Origin of the sequence: Burkholderia reimsis (genome assembly GCF_003294055.1) — a bacterium.
In the GTDB taxonomy this organism is placed as follows: Bacteria; Pseudomonadota; Gammaproteobacteria; order Burkholderiales; family Burkholderiaceae; genus Burkholderia; species Burkholderia cepacia.
Map to the genome: position 1 here is coordinate 1 of NZ_QMFZ01000011.1, position 16174 is coordinate 16174.

The window sequence follows — 16174 nt, forward strand, 5'->3', positions numbered from 1 at the left end:
GATATACTAGACTTACATGGTGCATTTTGGGCATTTATTAGTTCAATCGAATTTGATTATTTAGTTTATATTCTAGTTGCTTTCTTTTTAATCTCGTTCACGTGCCGGCGGTCAAGGAGCTTGATTATGTCGTCGACATGGGATGTGTCGACTATTACGAAACCGATGCGAACGGCAATGCGGTCCTCGACGAATCGACGCATGAACCAATACTCAACCCAATGGGGAATTCCCACGCGAAGTACGATATCGAGTACTCGCCTGCGACGTCGACGTTGACGGCGACCGTTCGCATCAAGATCCATTTGAAGGACCAGCATGCGGTCAAGTATGGCGCGGACGTGTTCGACAAGAAGACGGGCAAACGACGTTCGATACCGTTTAACAGCAACGGGCCGGCGCTGGGAGTCATTCTGACCGTGGTTGATCGTCCGGGAGAAATGAAGGACCCGCAGGGCGTCAAGAAGCTGATTGAAGATTGTCTCAATCGTAATGGCTACACTATGCGGCCGAAACAGTGCCCGCTTGGCAAGGCATGTACCTGCGTTGTCAAGGTGAGGGCAGAGGTGGAGTTCGTCAAGGACGGGCGGTTCCATGAGGAGGTCAATCTGTTTCCGATGGAATCGAGAGCGGATTCCGGAAACTGGGGCGAGCAATCGGTCATATGGGACAACAAGGTCGGAGACTATGTACCGGACGGCACCGTGAACGTGCGAGCACACGAAGTCGGGCATCTGTTCGGCTGGCCGGACGAGTATTTCGAACAAGGCGGCTCGGTGTACGGGAAATACATCAATTCCAAAAAACTTGTCGACGTGAAGATGAAGCAGCTCGTCGACAATTGGCAACGCACGACGGCCACGAACCTGATGGGGCAAGGTCTCGATAACCCGGTGTCGCTCGTGCCGAAGTACTATTTTTATGGTTTCCGTGATTGGTTCAACAGAAAAACGAATATCGACTGGGAGGTGCTGGAATGAGGCGATGTACGTGGGTCTGGTTGATATCGGTTTTTCTATTCGGGATAACGGAAATGGCATTGGCTGAAACAAAGGCAGACTACTTCACGATCGCAAGCAGCCCCGGGCAGATCAAGCCTGCGCCTCCGATGGCTTTCGCGTTCGACGGCAATCGTGCCGTCTACTATTCGCGTGGGCTGGATCTTGATCTCATGCCGCCGGCGAAGTATGTGGGAATCGGAAAATACACGGGAGAACTGAACGATCGATATCGACCGGCGATCGATCAGATCAAGCGAGTTCTGGCCAATCACGAAATTGCGTCGGTCCCGGGGCGGAATATCGGATCGGTCCTGAGATACTCGTTCGAGCAGGGTGGGACGCGTTACCAAGGCACGCTTCAGTTTCGATTCAACGACGAGATCACCGAGAAGCTGTCGTTTTTTTATGAACTTGCGGAAGATCTGCTTCAGCACGGCACGCCGGAAATCAATCTGCATCCGGAGCTCGCCGTGCATTCCGAGTCGGGAAATCTGGTGGTTGACCTCGTGTTAAAGAATGATGGGGTACAGGATGTCGTCATTGACGGTCCCGAGAATTGGTCGCCGCTACTTGTCCGCTCGAACGTGCAATACGTCCAGGTCGGCGGACTCAGCGACTCCGGTGTCGGGTTCGAGGTCAGACTGGACGAGAAGTATCTGAGTGCCGCTTCCCGACCCTATGCGTCGACGATTGCCGTCAAACCAGGAGCGCCGGTCAAGGTCAAATTCGTCGTGCCCTACACGGCGCTCACGTTCGATCCGGGTTCGTCCGCGCGACAAGTTCATTCGGGCACGTACCGGATCGTAGGCACAGCCAACTTCAACATTCAGTCGCCCGACGAAATGAAGGGCAAGGTGTTTACGCGGATGGACCTGCTGCCGGCCGTCGAACTGACCGAGCGGTAATACGGGCTTCGGGCATCCCGAAAGCCTTGATTAGAAACACCACCCCCCGCGAACCCCGAACCCACCCATCATGTCGACCCAATCTGACCTCATCCAGGCGTTCTTCCGCGGCTGGTCGCAGCACGACCGGTTTCTGTGGCTGACCACGCCGCTCGGCGCGGACAAGCTCGTCGCCGAGAGCCTGCACGGATGGGAGTCGCTCGATCGCGGCGGCTTCCGGTTCCAGGTCACCGCGCTGACCGAGCGTCCCGACGTGCCGCTCGACAAGCTGATCGGTGCGCCGATCCTGATCGAATGGCAGGCTGCCGACGGGCAGGACGCACGGCGCCCGTTCCACGGCCATGTGATGGCCGCGGAGCTCGTCGGCTACAACGGCGGGCTCGCGCGCGTGCAGCTCGTCGTCGAACCGTGGCTCGCGCTGCTGCAGCAGCGCGTCGACAGCTACAACTTCGTGAACGCGAGCGTGGTCGAGATCAGTGAACAGGTTTTCGCGCACTACGCGCGTGGCGCGGTCGCGCCGGCCTGGCGCTGGGCGCTCGCCGACCCCACGCGATATGCGAGCCGCAGCCTGACCGCACAGGCCGGCGAATCGGACTTCGCGTTTCTCGAACGTCTGTGGGCGGAAGAGGGCATCTTCTACTGGTTCGAACACGAGGGCGACGCGCAGTCGACGAACCTCGGCAAGCACACGCTCGTTCTCGCCGATACGAACCAGCGTTTCGACCCGGCTGAACCCGAGGTCGTCGGGTTCCACCAGACGAGCGACGGCGATCCGCGCGGCGGCATCCGGCACTTCCTGAACGCGCGCCGCTGGCGCATCGGCAGCGTCGCGCGCGCCAGCTGGGATCATCGAAGCCTGTCGACTCGTCCATCCGGCGTGCGCGCGAACGGCGCGGTCGTGCCGGGCGAGGATCGCGACGTCGCCGGCCCGTACGCGTTCCAGACCACCGGGATCGGCGAACAGCGCGCACAGCAGCAACTCGACGCGCAGCGCGTGGCGGCGCTGCAGGCCGAAGGCAGCGGTACGCGTCGTGATCTGCGGCCGGGGCTGCACTTCGCGATGTCGCAGCATCCGTCGCTCGATGCATCGCGCACGTTCGTGTGCCTGCGTGTCGAGCACGACGCGCGTGCGAACGTGGGCGCCGACGTGCACGGTGCGATCGCGCAGCGACTGGGCGAGATTCCGTCGATGCCCGACGCCGCACCCGGCGAGGCAGTCGGATACGGCGGCGCGCAGGCGCTGCATGCGGCAATCGACGCCACGACGCACGCTGGCGGCGCGCTCGTGGACGGCAACGAGGTGTACCGGAACTGCTTCGCCGCGTTGCCGTTCGACCAGGCCTATCGGCCGCTGGCGTCGAACGGGCACGGTGCGCGTGTGCATCCGGTCGCGGTGATGCCGGGCGCGCAGACAACCGTCGTGGTCGGCGCGGGCGATCCGGTTCACACCGAACGCGATCACCGGATCCGGATCCAGCATCACGCGCAGCGTGGGCAGAATTCCGCGAGTCGCGAAGCGCATCCGCGCGCGGCGAATGCGCCGGCCGATCGTGGCGCCGGCACCTGGACGCGCATGGTGACACCGGTCGGCGGCGACAACTGGGGCGGCGTGAGCGTACCGCGCGTCGGCCAGGAAGTCTGGACCGAGTGGCTGGAAGGCCAGCCGGACCGGCCGGTTGCGGTCGCTGCGCTGTACAACGGGCGGGGCAACGCCGACGCGCAGCACAATGCGCTCGCGGGCGGCCCGAGCGGCAGCACGGCCAATGCGGCGGCCTGGTTTGCCGGCAACGAACATGCGGCCGTGCTGACCGGCTTCAAGACGCAGGACATGAGCGCGAGCCAGACCGGCGCGGGCGGCTCGCGGCAATTCATGCTCGACGATACGGCGGGCCAGTCGAGTGCGCGCCTTTACACGACCGATCACGGCAGCGGCCTGACGCTCGGCCACATCAAGCAGGTGCAGGACAACCGGCGTCTGGCCGATCGCGGCTACGGCGCCGAATTGTCGACGCAGGCGGCCGCTGCGCTGCGCGCCGGTGCAGGCCTGCTGATCAGCACGGCGCCGGGCGTGAACCAGATGGACGCGAGCACGGCGAGCCAGGTGCTCGCGCAGCAACGCGAGATGCTGCAGGGGCTCGCGGATTTCGCGCGCAAGCAGGGGGCGGAGCCGGGTGTGAGCACGGCGCAGCCCGGTGTCGCGAGTGCCGGCGCGAGCGCCGCGTCACCGCTCGCGGCGATCGACGGGCTGCAGCAGAGCGAGGCGTCGATCGGCGCGACGCGTGAAGGCAATGGCGCGGGCGGTGCCGGCGGCGGCGGTGCGGTAGCGTGGCAGCATCCGCATCTCGTCGCGCACGGCGAGGCCGGCGTCGTCGCGATGACCGCGCGAAGCCACGTGTGGGCATCGGGCACGCAAACCGCGCTGAGCGCAGGACGCGACGTGCAGGTTACGGTCCACGGCAAGTCGAGCATCGTCGCGAAGGAAGGCATCGCGCTGTACACGCACGGCACCTCGGGCGGCAGCCGCCCGGTGCCGGCCGTCGGCATCGCGCTGCACGCGGCGACGGGCGCCGTCACCGTGCAGGCGCAGAACGCCGGGACGCTCGACGCCAATGCGCAGCGCGCGGTGACGGTGTCGAGCGCGCAGGCGAGTGTCGCGCTGCAGTCGCCGAAGCGGCTGCTGCTGACGGCCGCCAACGCGTTCCTGAAGATGGAAGGCAACGACATCGTGATCGGCGCGCCCGGCAAGGCGACGTTTCATGCGGCCCAGCACACGCTGGCCGGGCCGCGTTCCGCGAACGTGCAGTTGCCGTCGATGAACAAGCCCGCGTGCGTCGAATGCATGCGGGATCTCGCGCATCGCCACGAAGCGATCGCCACGCGCGGGTGACGCCGATGACAACGCTGCTTCAGACCTGGGAAACGACGGCCGCCGCGGAGCACACGGCGTTTCCGGATACCCATCGCTATCTGCTGGCCGATGCTTCGCAACTGCCGATCAATGCGGCGCCGTGGCGCGAGCTGATCGCGCAAGGGCAGGTTCACAACCTGCTCGCCGGTCAGCCGGAAGCGAGCAACCCGGAAGTCTGCGCGCTGGTGTGCGACTATCGTGCGCCGCACGTGTCGGCGTTGCTCGAACGGCAGTTCGCGCGGCGGCCGTTCGCGTTTCTGTCGCTGGTCAGCATCTATCCGCTCGACGAACTCGCGCCGAAACTTGGTATCCGGACGCGCGTGACGTTGCCCGACGATCGCGACGGCCTGCTGCGGTTCTACGATGCGGCGGTGTTCCAGACGCTGGCCGGCGCACTGTCCGGGTCGCGCTATCAGGCGCTGTTGTCGCCGTGCGTGTCGTGGACCTGGGTGTGTCGCGATGGAACCGTCGGTACGGTACGGCATCCTCGCCGGCACGAGCGGATCTTCTACGCGCGCGTGGACGCCCGCGAGCTCGACGCATTGCGCCGCGGCAGCCGGCCGGACGCCGTGCTGGCCGAGTTGCGGCGCAACGGCCGGATCCCGGCCGACGCGGATCCGTTCGACACATACGCGCGCATGCTCACACTGTTCGGCATGCTGGATGCACAGGGGCTGAACGACGACAGGCTCGCCTACCGGATTGGCGCGACGCTCGCGATGGTCGGCCACGTGCGGCTCGACGATGCGAGTGTCGCCGAGTGCATCGCCGCGCATCGGCACGATCACGACGCGTTGTGCGACGCATTGCTGGATCGCCTGCTCGAGCACGGCGAGGCAGCGAATGCCGCGACGGAACAGGAGGCGCAGCGATGAACGTGCCCGCGCTGTTTTCGTTGCGCGGCCGGGCCGGGCGCATGCAATGGTGGAGCGTGACGGTGCCGTTGCTGGTCGCCGGTTCGGTGTTCGACGCGCTCGCCGATCTGCCCGCCGCGCAGCGTGCGCAGACGATCGTCGACCTTGCCGGATGGGCATTCGCGATCGTGATGATCTGGCTGCTGGTCGCGGTGTCGGTGCGGCGCTGGCACGACATCGGCAAGTCCGGGTGGTGGACGCTCGTCCATGCAATTCCCGTCGTCGGCGCGTTCGTCGCGATCGCGATGAACGGGTTCGTCCGTGGCGACGACGTACGTAACCGGTTCGATCCGCCGTCGCGCGGTGAAGGCAACAACGACGCAAGTTTGCGAGGGTATCGATGAAATTCAGGGCAGGGATGCACGTTTTGGCGCTCGTCGGGCTCGGTGTGCTCGCCGCATGCAGCAAGCACGGCGTCGACGTGTCGGCGGAGCCGCATAACGTGTGCGTCACCGGATACAACGAGTACGGCCGCAAGCTGCACGAATTCTGGCTCGACAACGAGCACAAGTCCGGGTGCTTCGGCAATCCGGCGGCGCGCGAGGACGGCGAGGCATTCGGCGGCGGCGGCGGCTTCGCGTGTGGCTGCAAGGTGACGCCGGGGCAGAAGGTGAAGCTGTACTGGGAATTCGCGCAACCGCTGGCCGACATTCAGCGCGGCATCCAGCCGGAGCGCAAGACGATCGACGTGACCATTCCGCAGCCGGAATCGCCGACGTCGCGCTATCTGCGCGTGTATTTCCGCAAGAACGGTACCGCCGAGCTGCAGTGGGTCGACGACATGAACGCACCCGAGCTCAAGCCGACCCAGGAGAAGTGAGCGCCATGGCCGAAATCAACCTGAAGAAGGATGCCGCAAGCGCGGAGACGGATCGCGTCAAGGCGGAAGCCGAGCAGATGTGCCCCGCATGCGAGCACATGCTGTGGGTCAGCTTCTATTTCGACGGATTCGGTTTCGGCGACAAGGAAGGACCACGAACCAATATCCTGAAGCTGTTCAACGCCGCATACGACAAGAAGAACAAGAACATGCGGCGCTTCTACTATCCGGGGCTCGGCGCCGATTTCGACCCGGAAGCCGGCGTGCTTCGGCAGGTATTGAAGGACAAGGCGCTCGACACCGCCGGCGAAAAGGCCGGCGACAAGCTCAAGGAGATGACCGTCGACAAGGCCAAGGAGAAGGGCATGAAGACGGTCGAGGACGCGTGGAAGCAGAGCGGCAGGAAGGGAAATTCCACGCTGAGCGGCCGCGTCGGCGACACGGTCGGCACGGTGTTCGACAAGGCGAAGGAAGGCGTGGGCGACGCACGGAAGCGGCTCGAGCGAGCCGTCGCGCGGCCGGGGGCGGAAAAGAACCGCGCGTTGCGTTACCTGAAGCGCGAATGGCGAGGGTTCTGGCGCGATGTCGTCAAGTATCCGTACCGGATTCCGAAGACGGTCCTGAAGGAGGTCGGCAAGGAAACGCTCGGCGCGCTGGCCGAGTCGTTCCAGCTCTCGCGCGACACGAAGCTCGGCGCCGCGCTGTTCAATACCGGCGTCGATACGCGCCTGAAGGCGGCGGACGAGGATTTCAAGGCGGCCGTGGCGGGCGCGAAGCAGGCGGGCACGATCAACAAGATTCATGTCGCGATCTTCGGGTACGACATGGGCGGCGGCCTCGCGCTGGCCTTTGCCAAACGGTTGCTCGAGGAAACCTGCAAGGGCGGGAAGTACGACGGCGTGGCGGTCAAGATCAAGTTCATGGGCCTGTTCGACTGCGTGACGAACCGTTTCGACGACAACCTGCTGACGGGCTACATTCCGTTGAGCAACGCGGTGTCGTCGGATCTGATCTTGTCGCCGGACATCGAGAAATGCGTGCACTACGCGGCCGCGCATGAACTGCGGGTGTACAAGCCGTTGACGATGCTCGGCGTCGATCCGGCCGACATGCGCGGCAGGCGGCAGGAGCGCCTCTTTCCCGGTGCGCAGGTGGACGTGGGAGGCGGCGCGATCGAAGGCGAGGACGGCATTTCCGACAAGCTTGCGCGCGTGCCGCTCGAGATGATGTACCACCGCGCATACGGCGCGGGCATTCCAATGCCGAGCCTGACCGCGCTGGCGAACGAGGACGGCGCACTATATCAGCAGATCGTCGCGCCGCAGGAGGTCCAGGCCTTCCAGCTCGACTACCGGGTGACCGTCAAGAAGCTCGTGGCGACGACGCGCGAGATTCCGCCGCTGTCGCCGCTGTCGCCGCTGGGCGCCGGCATCGGCTATCCGTCGGCGGCGCCCAGGCCGTCGACCGGGCCGCTCGATTTTCTCAATCCGAAGCCGCTGCCCGACATGACGGACGGTTGCCGTGTACCCGACCGGACGCCGCCGCGCCCGGTCGTCGTGACCGACCTGCCGAAGGACATCCAGGGCGAGCTCAAGGGCCACATGGTCGTGTACATCCAGTGGCTGCGCATGTGGTACGACCGGGCCGAGAATCGCACGGCCGCGACACAGCGCAAGCCGGGGTGGCTCGGTGGCGCGGCGAATCCGCTGGCGTACGGCCGTTACGAGAAGCTGGTGCGCGAAATCGACTACCAGAAGCAGCACGGCACGCGCCCGGGATACGGGTTCGATCGGAAGCAGGCGATGAAGCAGCTCGGCGGCGAGTTGCCGGCGTCGATGTTCAATACCGACCCGCAGGCGCAGGCGCTGTTCTGGCTGTGGAACAATCCTGGCGAGCGCCTGCCGCAAGTCGAAGCGATGTATCCGCTGTTCGTGAAGCACGTGCACGACAGCATGGCCGAGAGCGATATCGAGGCCGTGTGGAGCCACCTGGTGTCGATCAAGAACTACATGAATACGCGGGCGATGCAGAAGATCGCGACCGCGCCCGACAAGTCCTTCCTGGATCGCGTCGCGGACGTGTACCACTCGCTGGTGTCGACCGTATCCGCACCGTCCGGCACGACGGTCGTTCGATAGTCGGCCGGCCGCCGACCCACGCCGGCCGCCGACGCGCGGCCGGCCCGTGCGTTACTTCGAGATGTACCAGAGCGCGTCGGTGCTGACGCGCGCGGCCGGCTTCGTCGTGGACGGCACCTGAGGCGTCGCAACGGGGGGCGGCGTGTTCGACGTCACCGCGGTGGGCCACGTCGCCGGCGTAGTCGACGGGGGCGATGCCGTCGACGCATTGGCGGTACTCGCGGTCGGTGCCGAACCCGACGTCGACGCCGTGTCGATGTACCAGAGCGCATCGGACGATGCGGTCCGCCTGGTCGACGCATTCGCTGCCGCCTGTTTCGCAGCCGGCGCGGCGGCAGCCGTTGCCGCCGTCGCGCCCGAACGCGGCGTTCCCGCCGCAGCCGTTGCCTGCGCCGTCGTCCCGGCTCCGCCACGCTGCGCACGCGCCTCGAACGGCCCGAGCTGGAAGATTAACGTTTGCGCGGGACGCGTCAGGACGGCATACGGGAACTGCAGCTCCCACGACATCAGCACGCGGCCCGACGACGTTTCGGTGAAGATCGCCGGCAGGTGCTTCATGTCGCTGAACTGCACGTAGACCCGTGCGCCGTCGTCGAACACCTGGGTCGGCTTGGCCTGGTCGGCCCCGGTGACCGTCCAGCCGAAGTTGTACGTGCCGGCCGGGCCGGCGGGGCCGCCCTGCGGGGGCGCCGGCGGCGGAGCCGACGAGATCGTGCGCGGGCGCGTGACCTGCTGCGGGGCGGACACGCTCAGGCTCGCGAACGGGTTGTACGCCTGGGCCTGTTGCGGCGGCGTAAAGGACGGTGGAAGGATGGGCATGGGAGTATCCGGCGAATCCGGCATGGTCCGGATTGCATCATAGACCTTGCGCGCATAGGCGAGGCGCTTGTCGGGCGACGCGGAGTTGTACGCGCCGATCGCGTTCCAGTTGGCGCCGAGCTGGCGGATGTTCTGCGACAGGATCCACGCGCCGACATACGCGTTCGTGCACGCATCGAACAGGCTCTCCCGCGTGATGCCTTCGCGCGCGAGCGTCGGCAGCCAGGTGCTGTTGATCTGCATCAGCCCGATGTCGACCGTGCCGTTCGTGTTGGTGTTGACGGCGTTCGGGTTCATGCCCGACTCGACCTGTGCGATGCCACGCATCAGGCTGACGCTCACGTGCTGGAACGCGGCCGCGTCGTCGAGGCAATCGGCCCGCGCGACGCCGTGCAGCGCGCACGACAGCGCAATCGTCGAGGCGATTTTCAGCGTTTCTCGGCTGATCGAACGGGTGGTCTGACGCGGCATGGCAGGATGGGGCGGAATCCGGGCGCCCGGTGCAAGGAAATTACGCGAGACGCGAAGTTTGCCATAGCGAGCAGGCAAATGGCTCGCGTCAAACTTTCCTTTGCATTTGCCCATGCGCCCGACACGCCTTTTTATCGTGTCCGATCACGGCGTGCGGCGAAGCATTATCGGTAAATATGGCCGGATTTCCCGGTGAATGGCGGGGCAATGGCGGCGCCGGAATACTGACGCATCGCGTCATTCGTCCCGGGAAACCGGTGCTGAATCAACCCGGATGAAAATCGGCAGGCAGCCGATATCCGCGGTGAAACGGGCGATGAAAAGGCGATCGGGAAATACGCCGGCGGCCGGTGCCGCCGTATCGGTCGATGCGGATTCGGCCGGCCGCACGGTGGGCAGCCGGCCGTTCTGCATCAGAAGCGGTGACGCAGGCCGAGGTTGACCATCGTCTGCGAGCTCGTGCCCGCGTAGCCGTACGAACCGATCGACGCCTGCGCGCCCATCGAGCCGCCGTTGCCGTCGCCGGTCCGGCCGCTTGCGTGCTGGTACGCGGCGGTCAGGTAGACGTCGGTGCGCTTCGACAGGTTGTAGTCCGCGCCGGCCGATACCTGGTGATAGGTGGCCGACGTGTCGCCGCCCGAGCGCGTATAGCTGTAGCCGAGGCCGACCAGCAGCGCGTTCGTCGCCTGGTAGTTCACGAAGCCTTGCCCGGTGTTGTAGTGCTCGTTCGAGTTGAATACCGAGCTCGCATCGCGGCGGTACTGCGCGTTGCTGTAGCCGACGCCGAACGTGAACGGGCCGGCGACGTACTGGCCCGCGATACGCGCGATGCCGATCGAGTGCGCGCTCGCATAACCGTTGTTGATCGGGCCGTCGAAGGTGCCGTCCGACGAGCTGGTCCAGCCGTTGCGCAGCGTGTTCGACGCGGGGCTGTTGGTCGCGTGGAAATACCCGCCCGCGACGCTGAACGGCCCGTTGTTGTACGACACGGCGGCCGAATACGATTGCGCGGCGCCGGTGCTGCCGGCGATGCCGCCGAACGAATACATCGCGGAGAACTGCAGGCCCGCATAGACGGCCGACGTGTACTTCACCGCGTTGTCGACGCGGAAACTGTTGTCGTAGTTGTCGACGTCGCCGGGCGTCGCGAACACGCTGCCGAGATAATTGTCGGCGGTGATGCCCTGCACGAGATCGACGAGCGGATCGTACTGGCGGCCGAACGTGAGCGTGCCGTAGCGGTCGCTCGTCAGGCCGACGAACGCCTGCCGGCCGAACATGCGGCCGCCCTGGCCCTGCCGGCCGTTGCTCGGGTCGAAGCCGTTCTCGAGCTGGAACAGCGCCTTCAGCCCGCCGCCGAGATCCTCGGTGCCTTTCACGCCAAAGCGGCTGCCGGCCAGGTTGCCCGCGCTGCTGTTGCCGAGCATCCACGCGTTGTCCTTGCCCTGCGCATGGTTCACGTAGGTGATCGACGTGTCGATCACGCCATACAGCGTGACGCTCGACTGCGCATGCGCGACGGGTATCGCCGCGAATGACGCGATCGAAATCAGCGAGAGGGTCGTGCGTTTCATTTCATCTCCTTGCGCATTGGCTTGTGTTCGTGATCCGGAATGGCAGGAGACTACCGAGTGCGATTAAAACGGAAAAACGAAATTCTCTTTTGTGGCTTGAGGCAGACAGGGATGTGCTCCAGTCTCGACGATCGAGGGATTTGAATTATTGAAAATTACGTATCAATTGATTGTCATTTCGCGATTTGGCCATTTCGGCTTGCATATCCCGCGATAATTTCGACCGATTCGACGGGGAGTCGAGGTGGCCCGGATATTGTTATCGATCCGTCAAATAACTATTTAACGAATCGATTTGGCCGCGGTGTAATGAATGTGTTAACGACGCATCGGGCGACGGCATCGCGGCGGCGTCTCCCTTCCTGTCGCGTTGTCGTGGCGCGCGTGGCACGCATGACACGCCGGTCGTCGACCCGGTTTTGTATATAATAATCATTCTCATTTACAAGATCGTTGACGCCTGCGCACCCCGGAACCCGGCCATGTCTGCTGACCAGCTGTCTCTCCATCGAGAAATCGACGCCCTCTATACCGGCCACCACGCGTGGCTGCGCGGCTGGTTGAGCCGGAAGCTCGGTTGCGCGCACCGCGCGGCCGACCTGGCGCACGACACCTTCATGCGCCTGCTCGCACGCGACGAGCCGATCGGCGCCGACGAGCCGCGCGCGTTCCTGACCACGGTCGCGCAGCGCGTGCTGAGCAACCACTGGCGGCGCGAACTGATCGAGCGCGCGTATCTCGATGCGCTCGCGCAGCGCCCCGAAGCGTATGCGCCGTCGCCGGAGGAGCGGGCTGTCGTGCTCGAGACGCTGCTCGAAATCGACCGGCTGCTCGACGGCCTGCCGCTCGCGGCGAAGCGTGCGTTCCTGCTTGCGCAACTCGACGGGCTCACGCAGGCCGAGATCGCGCGCGAACTCGGCGTGTCGCTCGCGACGGTGAAGCGTTATCTCGTGAAGGCCGGCACGCAGTGTTTCTTCGCGATGGCGGCCTGACCGATGGCCGCCCCGGGAGCGCCGGCGGTGCCGCCGCAGGTTGCGCGTCGCGCGGTCGAATGGTGGGTCGACCGGCAGGCCGGCCGCACCGGCGAAGCGTTCGACGCCGCGCTCGCGCGCTGGCGCGCGGAGGATCCGGCGCACGACGCGGCATGGCGCCATATCGAAACGATGCAGCAGAGGTTGGGCGGGCTCACGGCCGGGCTCGACCCGCAGGCCGCGCATGCGGCGCTGCTGTCGCCGCGTGCGGGCCGCCGCCGCGCGGCCGTGAAGGCGCTGGCCGTGCTGCTGTTCGCGGGCGGCGCGGCATGGATGGCCGAGCCCGCGCGGCGCGCGGCGATCTGGCCGACGGACCTGCGAACGGCGGTCGGCGAGCGGCGCACGGTGACGCTCGCGGATCGCACGGTCGTCGTCCTCGATACCGACACGGCGCTCGACGTGCGCTTCGACGCCGCCGCGCGCGGCCTGCGCCTGCTGCGCGGCACGATCATGGTGACGAGCGGCCACGACGATCGCGTGCCCGCGCGGCCGCTCGTCGTCGCGACCGCGCAAGGCGAGTTGCGGCCGCTCGGCACACGCTTCGCGGTGCGGCAGCGCGACGGCGCGACGCGGGTCGAAGTGTTCGCCGGTGCCGTGCGTGTGCAGCCGGACGATGCGGCGGCAGGCACGCGCGTGATCGCGGCCGGGGAGGGCACGGATTTCACGCGCGATGCGATCGACGTGTCGGCACCGCTCGATGCGTATGCGTCCGCGTGGACGGGCGGCATGCTGGTCGCGTCGCGCATGCGGCTGGCCGACCTCGTCGCCGAGCTCGACCGCTATCGCCGCGGCAGCCTGCGCTGCGATGCGGCCGTGGCCGACCTGCGCGTGTCGGGCACCTATCCGCTCGACGATCCCGCGCGTGTGCTCGACACGCTGAAGGCGACGTTGCCGATCGATGTGCACTACCTGACGCGCTACTGGGCGACGGTCGTGCCGGCCCGTTCCTGAGCGTGTCGAAAAAAATTTCCGCCGACCTGAGCTGTTTCTCGATGTTCGCGTGACATGGGTAATGAAAGCAGCACTGGCCCATCGTCCACCGACTTCCCGATCATGGTTTCCATCCGTCTCACGTATCGGCGCCGTCCGGCGCCCGACCGACATCTGCCGCGCGCCGCGCGCCCGGCCGCACCCGCCGCGCCCGGGCACCTCGCGCGCCGGCTCGCCGGTGCCGTGCTGGTGTCCGCGCTGCTGCCGCTGCCCGCGCTGGCCGACACCGGCACCGATGCGGCGCCGGCCGCGCAGCGCGCGGCACGCCGTGCATTCGACATTCCGGCCGGGCCGCTCGAAGCGGCGCTGAACCGGTTCGGCCGCGACGCGGGCATCCTGCTCGCGTTTCCGGCCGAGCTGACGGCCGGCCTGACGAGCGGCGGCGTGCAGGGCCGCTTCGACGTCGACGGTGCGCTCGACCGCCTGCTGGCAGGCACGGGGCTCGTCGCGTTGCGGCAGCCCGGCGGCGGCTACACGCTCAAGCGTGCGGACGGCACGGTCGCGCGACCCGTGGCGGCCGGCGTGGCCGCGGGCGCCGAGTTGCCGGCGATCACGGTGCGCGACAGCGCGCTGCGCGCCGAAAGCTATCGCGCGCCGAAGGAGGCGGGCGTGCTGCGTTCCGACATTCCGCTGCTCGACACCGCGCAGGCCGTCAACATCGTGCCGGCGCAGGTGCTGCGCGACCAGCGTCCGCGCAATCTGGACGACGCGCTCGGCAACGTCAGCGGCATCACGCAGGGCAACACGCTCGCGGGCACGCAGGACACGATCATGAAGCGCGGCTTCGGCGGCAATCGCGACGGCTCGGTCATGCAGAACGGGATGCCGCTCGTGCAGGGGCGCGCGTTCAACGCGGCGGTCGACAGCGTCGAGGTGCTGAAGGGGCCGACGTCGCTGCTGTACGGGCTGATGGACCCGGGCGGCGTGGTCAACGTCGTCACGAAACAGCCGCAGCTCGTGCGCTACAACGCGATCTCGCTCGGCGCGTCGACGTTCGGGCACGGCAAGAACGGCGGCAGCGCGACCTTCGATTCGACGGGGCCGGTCGGCGATTCGCGGCTCGCGTACCGGCTGATCGTCGATCAATCGAACGAGCAGTACTGGCGCAACTTCGGCGAATACCGGCAGACCTTCGTCGCCCCGTCGCTCGCGTGGTACGGCCGCGATACGCAGGTCGTGGTGTCCTACCAGTACAGGACCTTCCATTCGCCGTTCGATCGCGGCACGGCGCTCGACCCGCGTACCAACGCGCCGCTCGACATTCCCGCGCGGCGGCGCCTCGACGAGCCGTTCAACAACATGGACGGCGAATCGCACCTCGCGCAGCTGAGCGTCGATCACCAGTTCAACGCGGACTGGAGCGCGCATCTCGGCTACAGCTACAACCGCGAGACCTACGACGCGAACCAGTTGCGCACGACGGGCGTCGATCCAGTGAAGGGCACGCTGTCGCGCAGCAACGATGCGACGCACGGCTCGCTCAGCACCGACAGCTACGGGATCGGCTACGTGAACGGCAAGCTGACGCTCGGCGGGATGCGGCACGACGTGCAGGTCGGCTTCGATACCGAATACCGTCGCATCTACCGCAAGGACATGCTGCGGCAGGCCGTGAAGACGCCGTTCAGCTATGTCGATCCCGTCTACGGGCTGCTGCCGCCGTCGAGCACCGTGTCCGCGAGCGACAGCGACCAGACCGACACGCTGCACGATGCGTCCGCGTTCGTGCAGGACACGATCCACCTGACCGACAAGTGGATCGTGTCGGGCGGGCTGCGCTACATCACGTACAACCAGGTCGCGGGACGCGGCCGGCCGTTTACCGCGAACACCGATCTCAGCGGCTCGAAGTGGCTGCCGCGCGCGGGCGTCGTCTACAAGTGGACCGATACGTTCTCGCTGTACGGCAGCTATTCGCAGTCGCTGAAGCCGTCTTCGTCGATCGCGCCGATGACGGGCTACATCATCGACGGCGCGACGCCGCCCGAGGAAGCGACCGCGTGGGAAGTGGGCGGCAAGCTCGACCTGCCGGGCGGGATGACGGGCACGCTGGCATTCTTCAACATCGACAAGAAGAACGTGCTCGTGTCGCAATACAACGATGCGACCAAGCTGACCGACTGGCGCACGTCGGGCAAGGCGCGCTCGCGCGGGATCGAGCTCGACGTGTCGGGCCGGATCGGCGAGCGCGTGAACGTGATCGCGAGCTACGCGTACATCGACGCGAAGACGACCGAGGATCCGCTTTACGCGGGCAACCAGCTGTGGAACGTCGCGCGCCACACGGCATCGCTCGCGGCCGTCTACGATTTCGGCACGCTGGCCGGCGGCGACGACCTGCGCATCGGCGCGGACGTGCGTTACGTCGGCGCGCGGCCCGGCGATTCGGCGAACAGCTTCACGCTGCCGTCGTACGTGCTCGCCGACGCGTTCGCGACCTACGACACGCGGATCGGCAAGCAGAAGCTGTCGTTCCAGCTCAACGTGAAGAACCTCTTCAACCGCACCTATTACCCGTCGAGCGCGAACCGTTATTTCGTCGCGATCGGCGATGCGCGACAGGTGTCGCTGCTCACCACGCTGCAGTTCTGACCACGCAATCG

13 protein-coding genes are annotated in these 16174 nt (G+C 66.1%); 10 read left to right on the forward strand and 3 right to left on the reverse strand.

Going from position 1 to position 16174, the window contains the following annotated elements:
* Nucleotides 1-101: 101 nt before the first annotated feature.
* The 7 genes from DPV79_RS14865 (at nt 102) to DPV79_RS14895 (ending at nt 8686) form a co-directional block, all read left to right on the forward strand.
* Nucleotides 102-980, forward strand: coding sequence for a hypothetical protein (locus tag DPV79_RS14865; protein WP_165843516.1), 879 nt, complete (start codon nt 102-104; stop codon nt 978-980).
* A 53-nt stretch (nt 981-1033) separates the two neighbouring features.
* On the forward strand, nt 1034-1906 hold the full coding sequence (locus DPV79_RS14870) for a hypothetical protein (RefSeq protein ID WP_113045829.1): 873 nt from the start codon (nt 1034-1036) through the stop codon (nt 1904-1906).
* A 70-nt stretch (nt 1907-1976) separates the two neighbouring features.
* The gene (locus tag DPV79_RS14875; RefSeq protein ID WP_113045762.1) at nt 1977-4793 is read left to right on the forward strand and encodes a type VI secretion system Vgr family protein; all 2817 of its coding nucleotides are present in this window, start codon (nt 1977-1979) and stop codon (nt 4791-4793) included.
* A 5-nt stretch (nt 4794-4798) separates the two neighbouring features.
* Entirely contained in the window at nt 4799-5689 is an 891-nt protein-coding gene (locus DPV79_RS14880) for a DUF4123 domain-containing protein (protein ID WP_225723166.1), read from the forward strand.
* Nucleotides 5686-6072, forward strand: a complete 387-nt coding sequence (locus DPV79_RS14885; protein ID WP_113045763.1) for a DUF805 domain-containing protein — start codon at nt 5686-5688, stop codon at nt 6070-6072. Before DPV79_RS14880 ends, DPV79_RS14885 begins: the two co-directional genes overlap by 4 nt.
* A complete protein-coding gene (locus DPV79_RS14890; protein WP_042973214.1) occupies nt 6069-6548 on the forward strand; it encodes a DUF3304 domain-containing protein in 480 nt (159 codons plus the stop codon). Before DPV79_RS14885 ends, DPV79_RS14890 begins: the two co-directional genes overlap by 4 nt.
* 5 nt (nt 6549-6553) lie before the next feature.
* Nucleotides 6554-8686 carry a phospholipase effector Tle1 domain-containing protein gene (locus DPV79_RS14895; protein ID WP_113045764.1) on the forward strand — a complete coding sequence of 711 codons (2133 nt, stop codon included), beginning with the start codon at nt 6554-6556 and terminating at the stop codon, nt 8684-8686.
* A gap of 51 nt (nt 8687-8737) precedes the next feature.
* Here DPV79_RS14895 and DPV79_RS14900 read toward each other — a convergent pair whose 3' ends face one another.
* From DPV79_RS14900 to DPV79_RS14905, 3 genes are all read right to left on the reverse strand, one after another.
* Nucleotides 8738-9976, reverse strand: coding sequence for a lytic transglycosylase domain-containing protein (locus DPV79_RS14900; protein WP_113045765.1), 1239 nt, complete (start codon nt 9974-9976; stop codon nt 8738-8740).
* Nucleotides 9977-10213: 237 nt separating this feature from the next.
* Nucleotides 10214-10390, reverse strand: a complete 177-nt coding sequence (locus tag DPV79_RS42660; RefSeq protein WP_165843517.1) for a hypothetical protein — start codon at nt 10388-10390, stop codon at nt 10214-10216.
* Nucleotides 10390-11550 (reverse strand): porin, encoded by a 1161-nt coding sequence (locus DPV79_RS14905; protein WP_113045766.1) that lies wholly within the window; start codon nt 11548-11550, stop codon nt 10390-10392. Before DPV79_RS14905 ends, DPV79_RS42660 begins: the two co-directional genes overlap by 1 nt.
* Nucleotides 11551-12032: 482 nt before the next feature.
* On the opposite strand from DPV79_RS14905, the gene DPV79_RS14910 reads away from it, so the two are divergent.
* Genes DPV79_RS14910 through DPV79_RS14920 form a run of 3 tightly spaced genes read left to right on the forward strand, consistent with a single transcriptional unit; the run spans nt 12033 to nt 16163 of the window.
* On the forward strand, nt 12033-12542 hold the full coding sequence (locus DPV79_RS14910) for a sigma-70 family RNA polymerase sigma factor (RefSeq protein ID WP_048025893.1): 510 nt from the start codon (nt 12033-12035) through the stop codon (nt 12540-12542).
* A 3-nt stretch (nt 12543-12545) separates the two neighbouring features.
* A complete protein-coding gene (locus DPV79_RS14915) occupies nt 12546-13532 on the forward strand; it encodes a FecR domain-containing protein (protein WP_113045767.1) in 987 nt (328 codons plus the stop codon).
* A gap of 54 nt (nt 13533-13586) precedes the next feature.
* Nucleotides 13587-16163, forward strand: coding sequence for a TonB-dependent siderophore receptor (locus DPV79_RS14920; protein WP_059677665.1), 2577 nt, complete (start codon nt 13587-13589; stop codon nt 16161-16163).
* Nucleotides 16164-16174 lie beyond the last annotated feature (11 nt).

Coding starts and splice junctions, on each gene's coding strand:
- DPV79_RS14870 (WP_113045829.1), top strand. CDS start 1,034: ATGGCATTGGCTGAAACAAAGGCAGACTACTTCACGATCGCAAGCAGC.
- DPV79_RS14875 (WP_113045762.1), top strand. CDS start 1,977: ATGTCGACCCAATCTGACCTCATCCAGGCGTTCTTCCGCGGCTGGTCG.
- DPV79_RS14880 (WP_225723166.1), top strand. CDS start 4,799: ATGACAACGCTGCTTCAGACCTGGGAAACGACGGCCGCCGCGGAGCAC.
- DPV79_RS14885 (WP_113045763.1), top strand. CDS start 5,686: ATGAACGTGCCCGCGCTGTTTTCGTTGCGCGGCCGGGCCGGGCGCATG.
- DPV79_RS14890 (WP_042973214.1), top strand. CDS start 6,069: ATGAAATTCAGGGCAGGGATGCACGTTTTGGCGCTCGTCGGGCTCGGT.
- DPV79_RS14895 (WP_113045764.1), top strand. CDS start 6,554: ATGGCCGAAATCAACCTGAAGAAGGATGCCGCAAGCGCGGAGACGGAT.
- DPV79_RS14900 (WP_113045765.1), bottom strand. CDS start 9,976: ATGCCGCGTCAGACCACCCGTTCGATCAGCCGAGAAACGCTGAAAATC.
- DPV79_RS42660 (WP_165843517.1), bottom strand. CDS start 10,390: ATGCAGAACGGCCGGCTGCCCACCGTGCGGCCGGCCGAATCCGCATCG.
- DPV79_RS14905 (WP_113045766.1), bottom strand. CDS start 11,550: ATGAAACGCACGACCCTCTCGCTGATTTCGATCGCGTCATTCGCGGCG.
- DPV79_RS14910 (WP_048025893.1), top strand. CDS start 12,033: ATGTCTGCTGACCAGCTGTCTCTCCATCGAGAAATCGACGCCCTCTAT.
- DPV79_RS14915 (WP_113045767.1), top strand. CDS start 12,546: ATGGCCGCCCCGGGAGCGCCGGCGGTGCCGCCGCAGGTTGCGCGTCGC.
- DPV79_RS14920 (WP_059677665.1), top strand. CDS start 13,587: ATGGGTAATGAAAGCAGCACTGGCCCATCGTCCACCGACTTCCCGATC.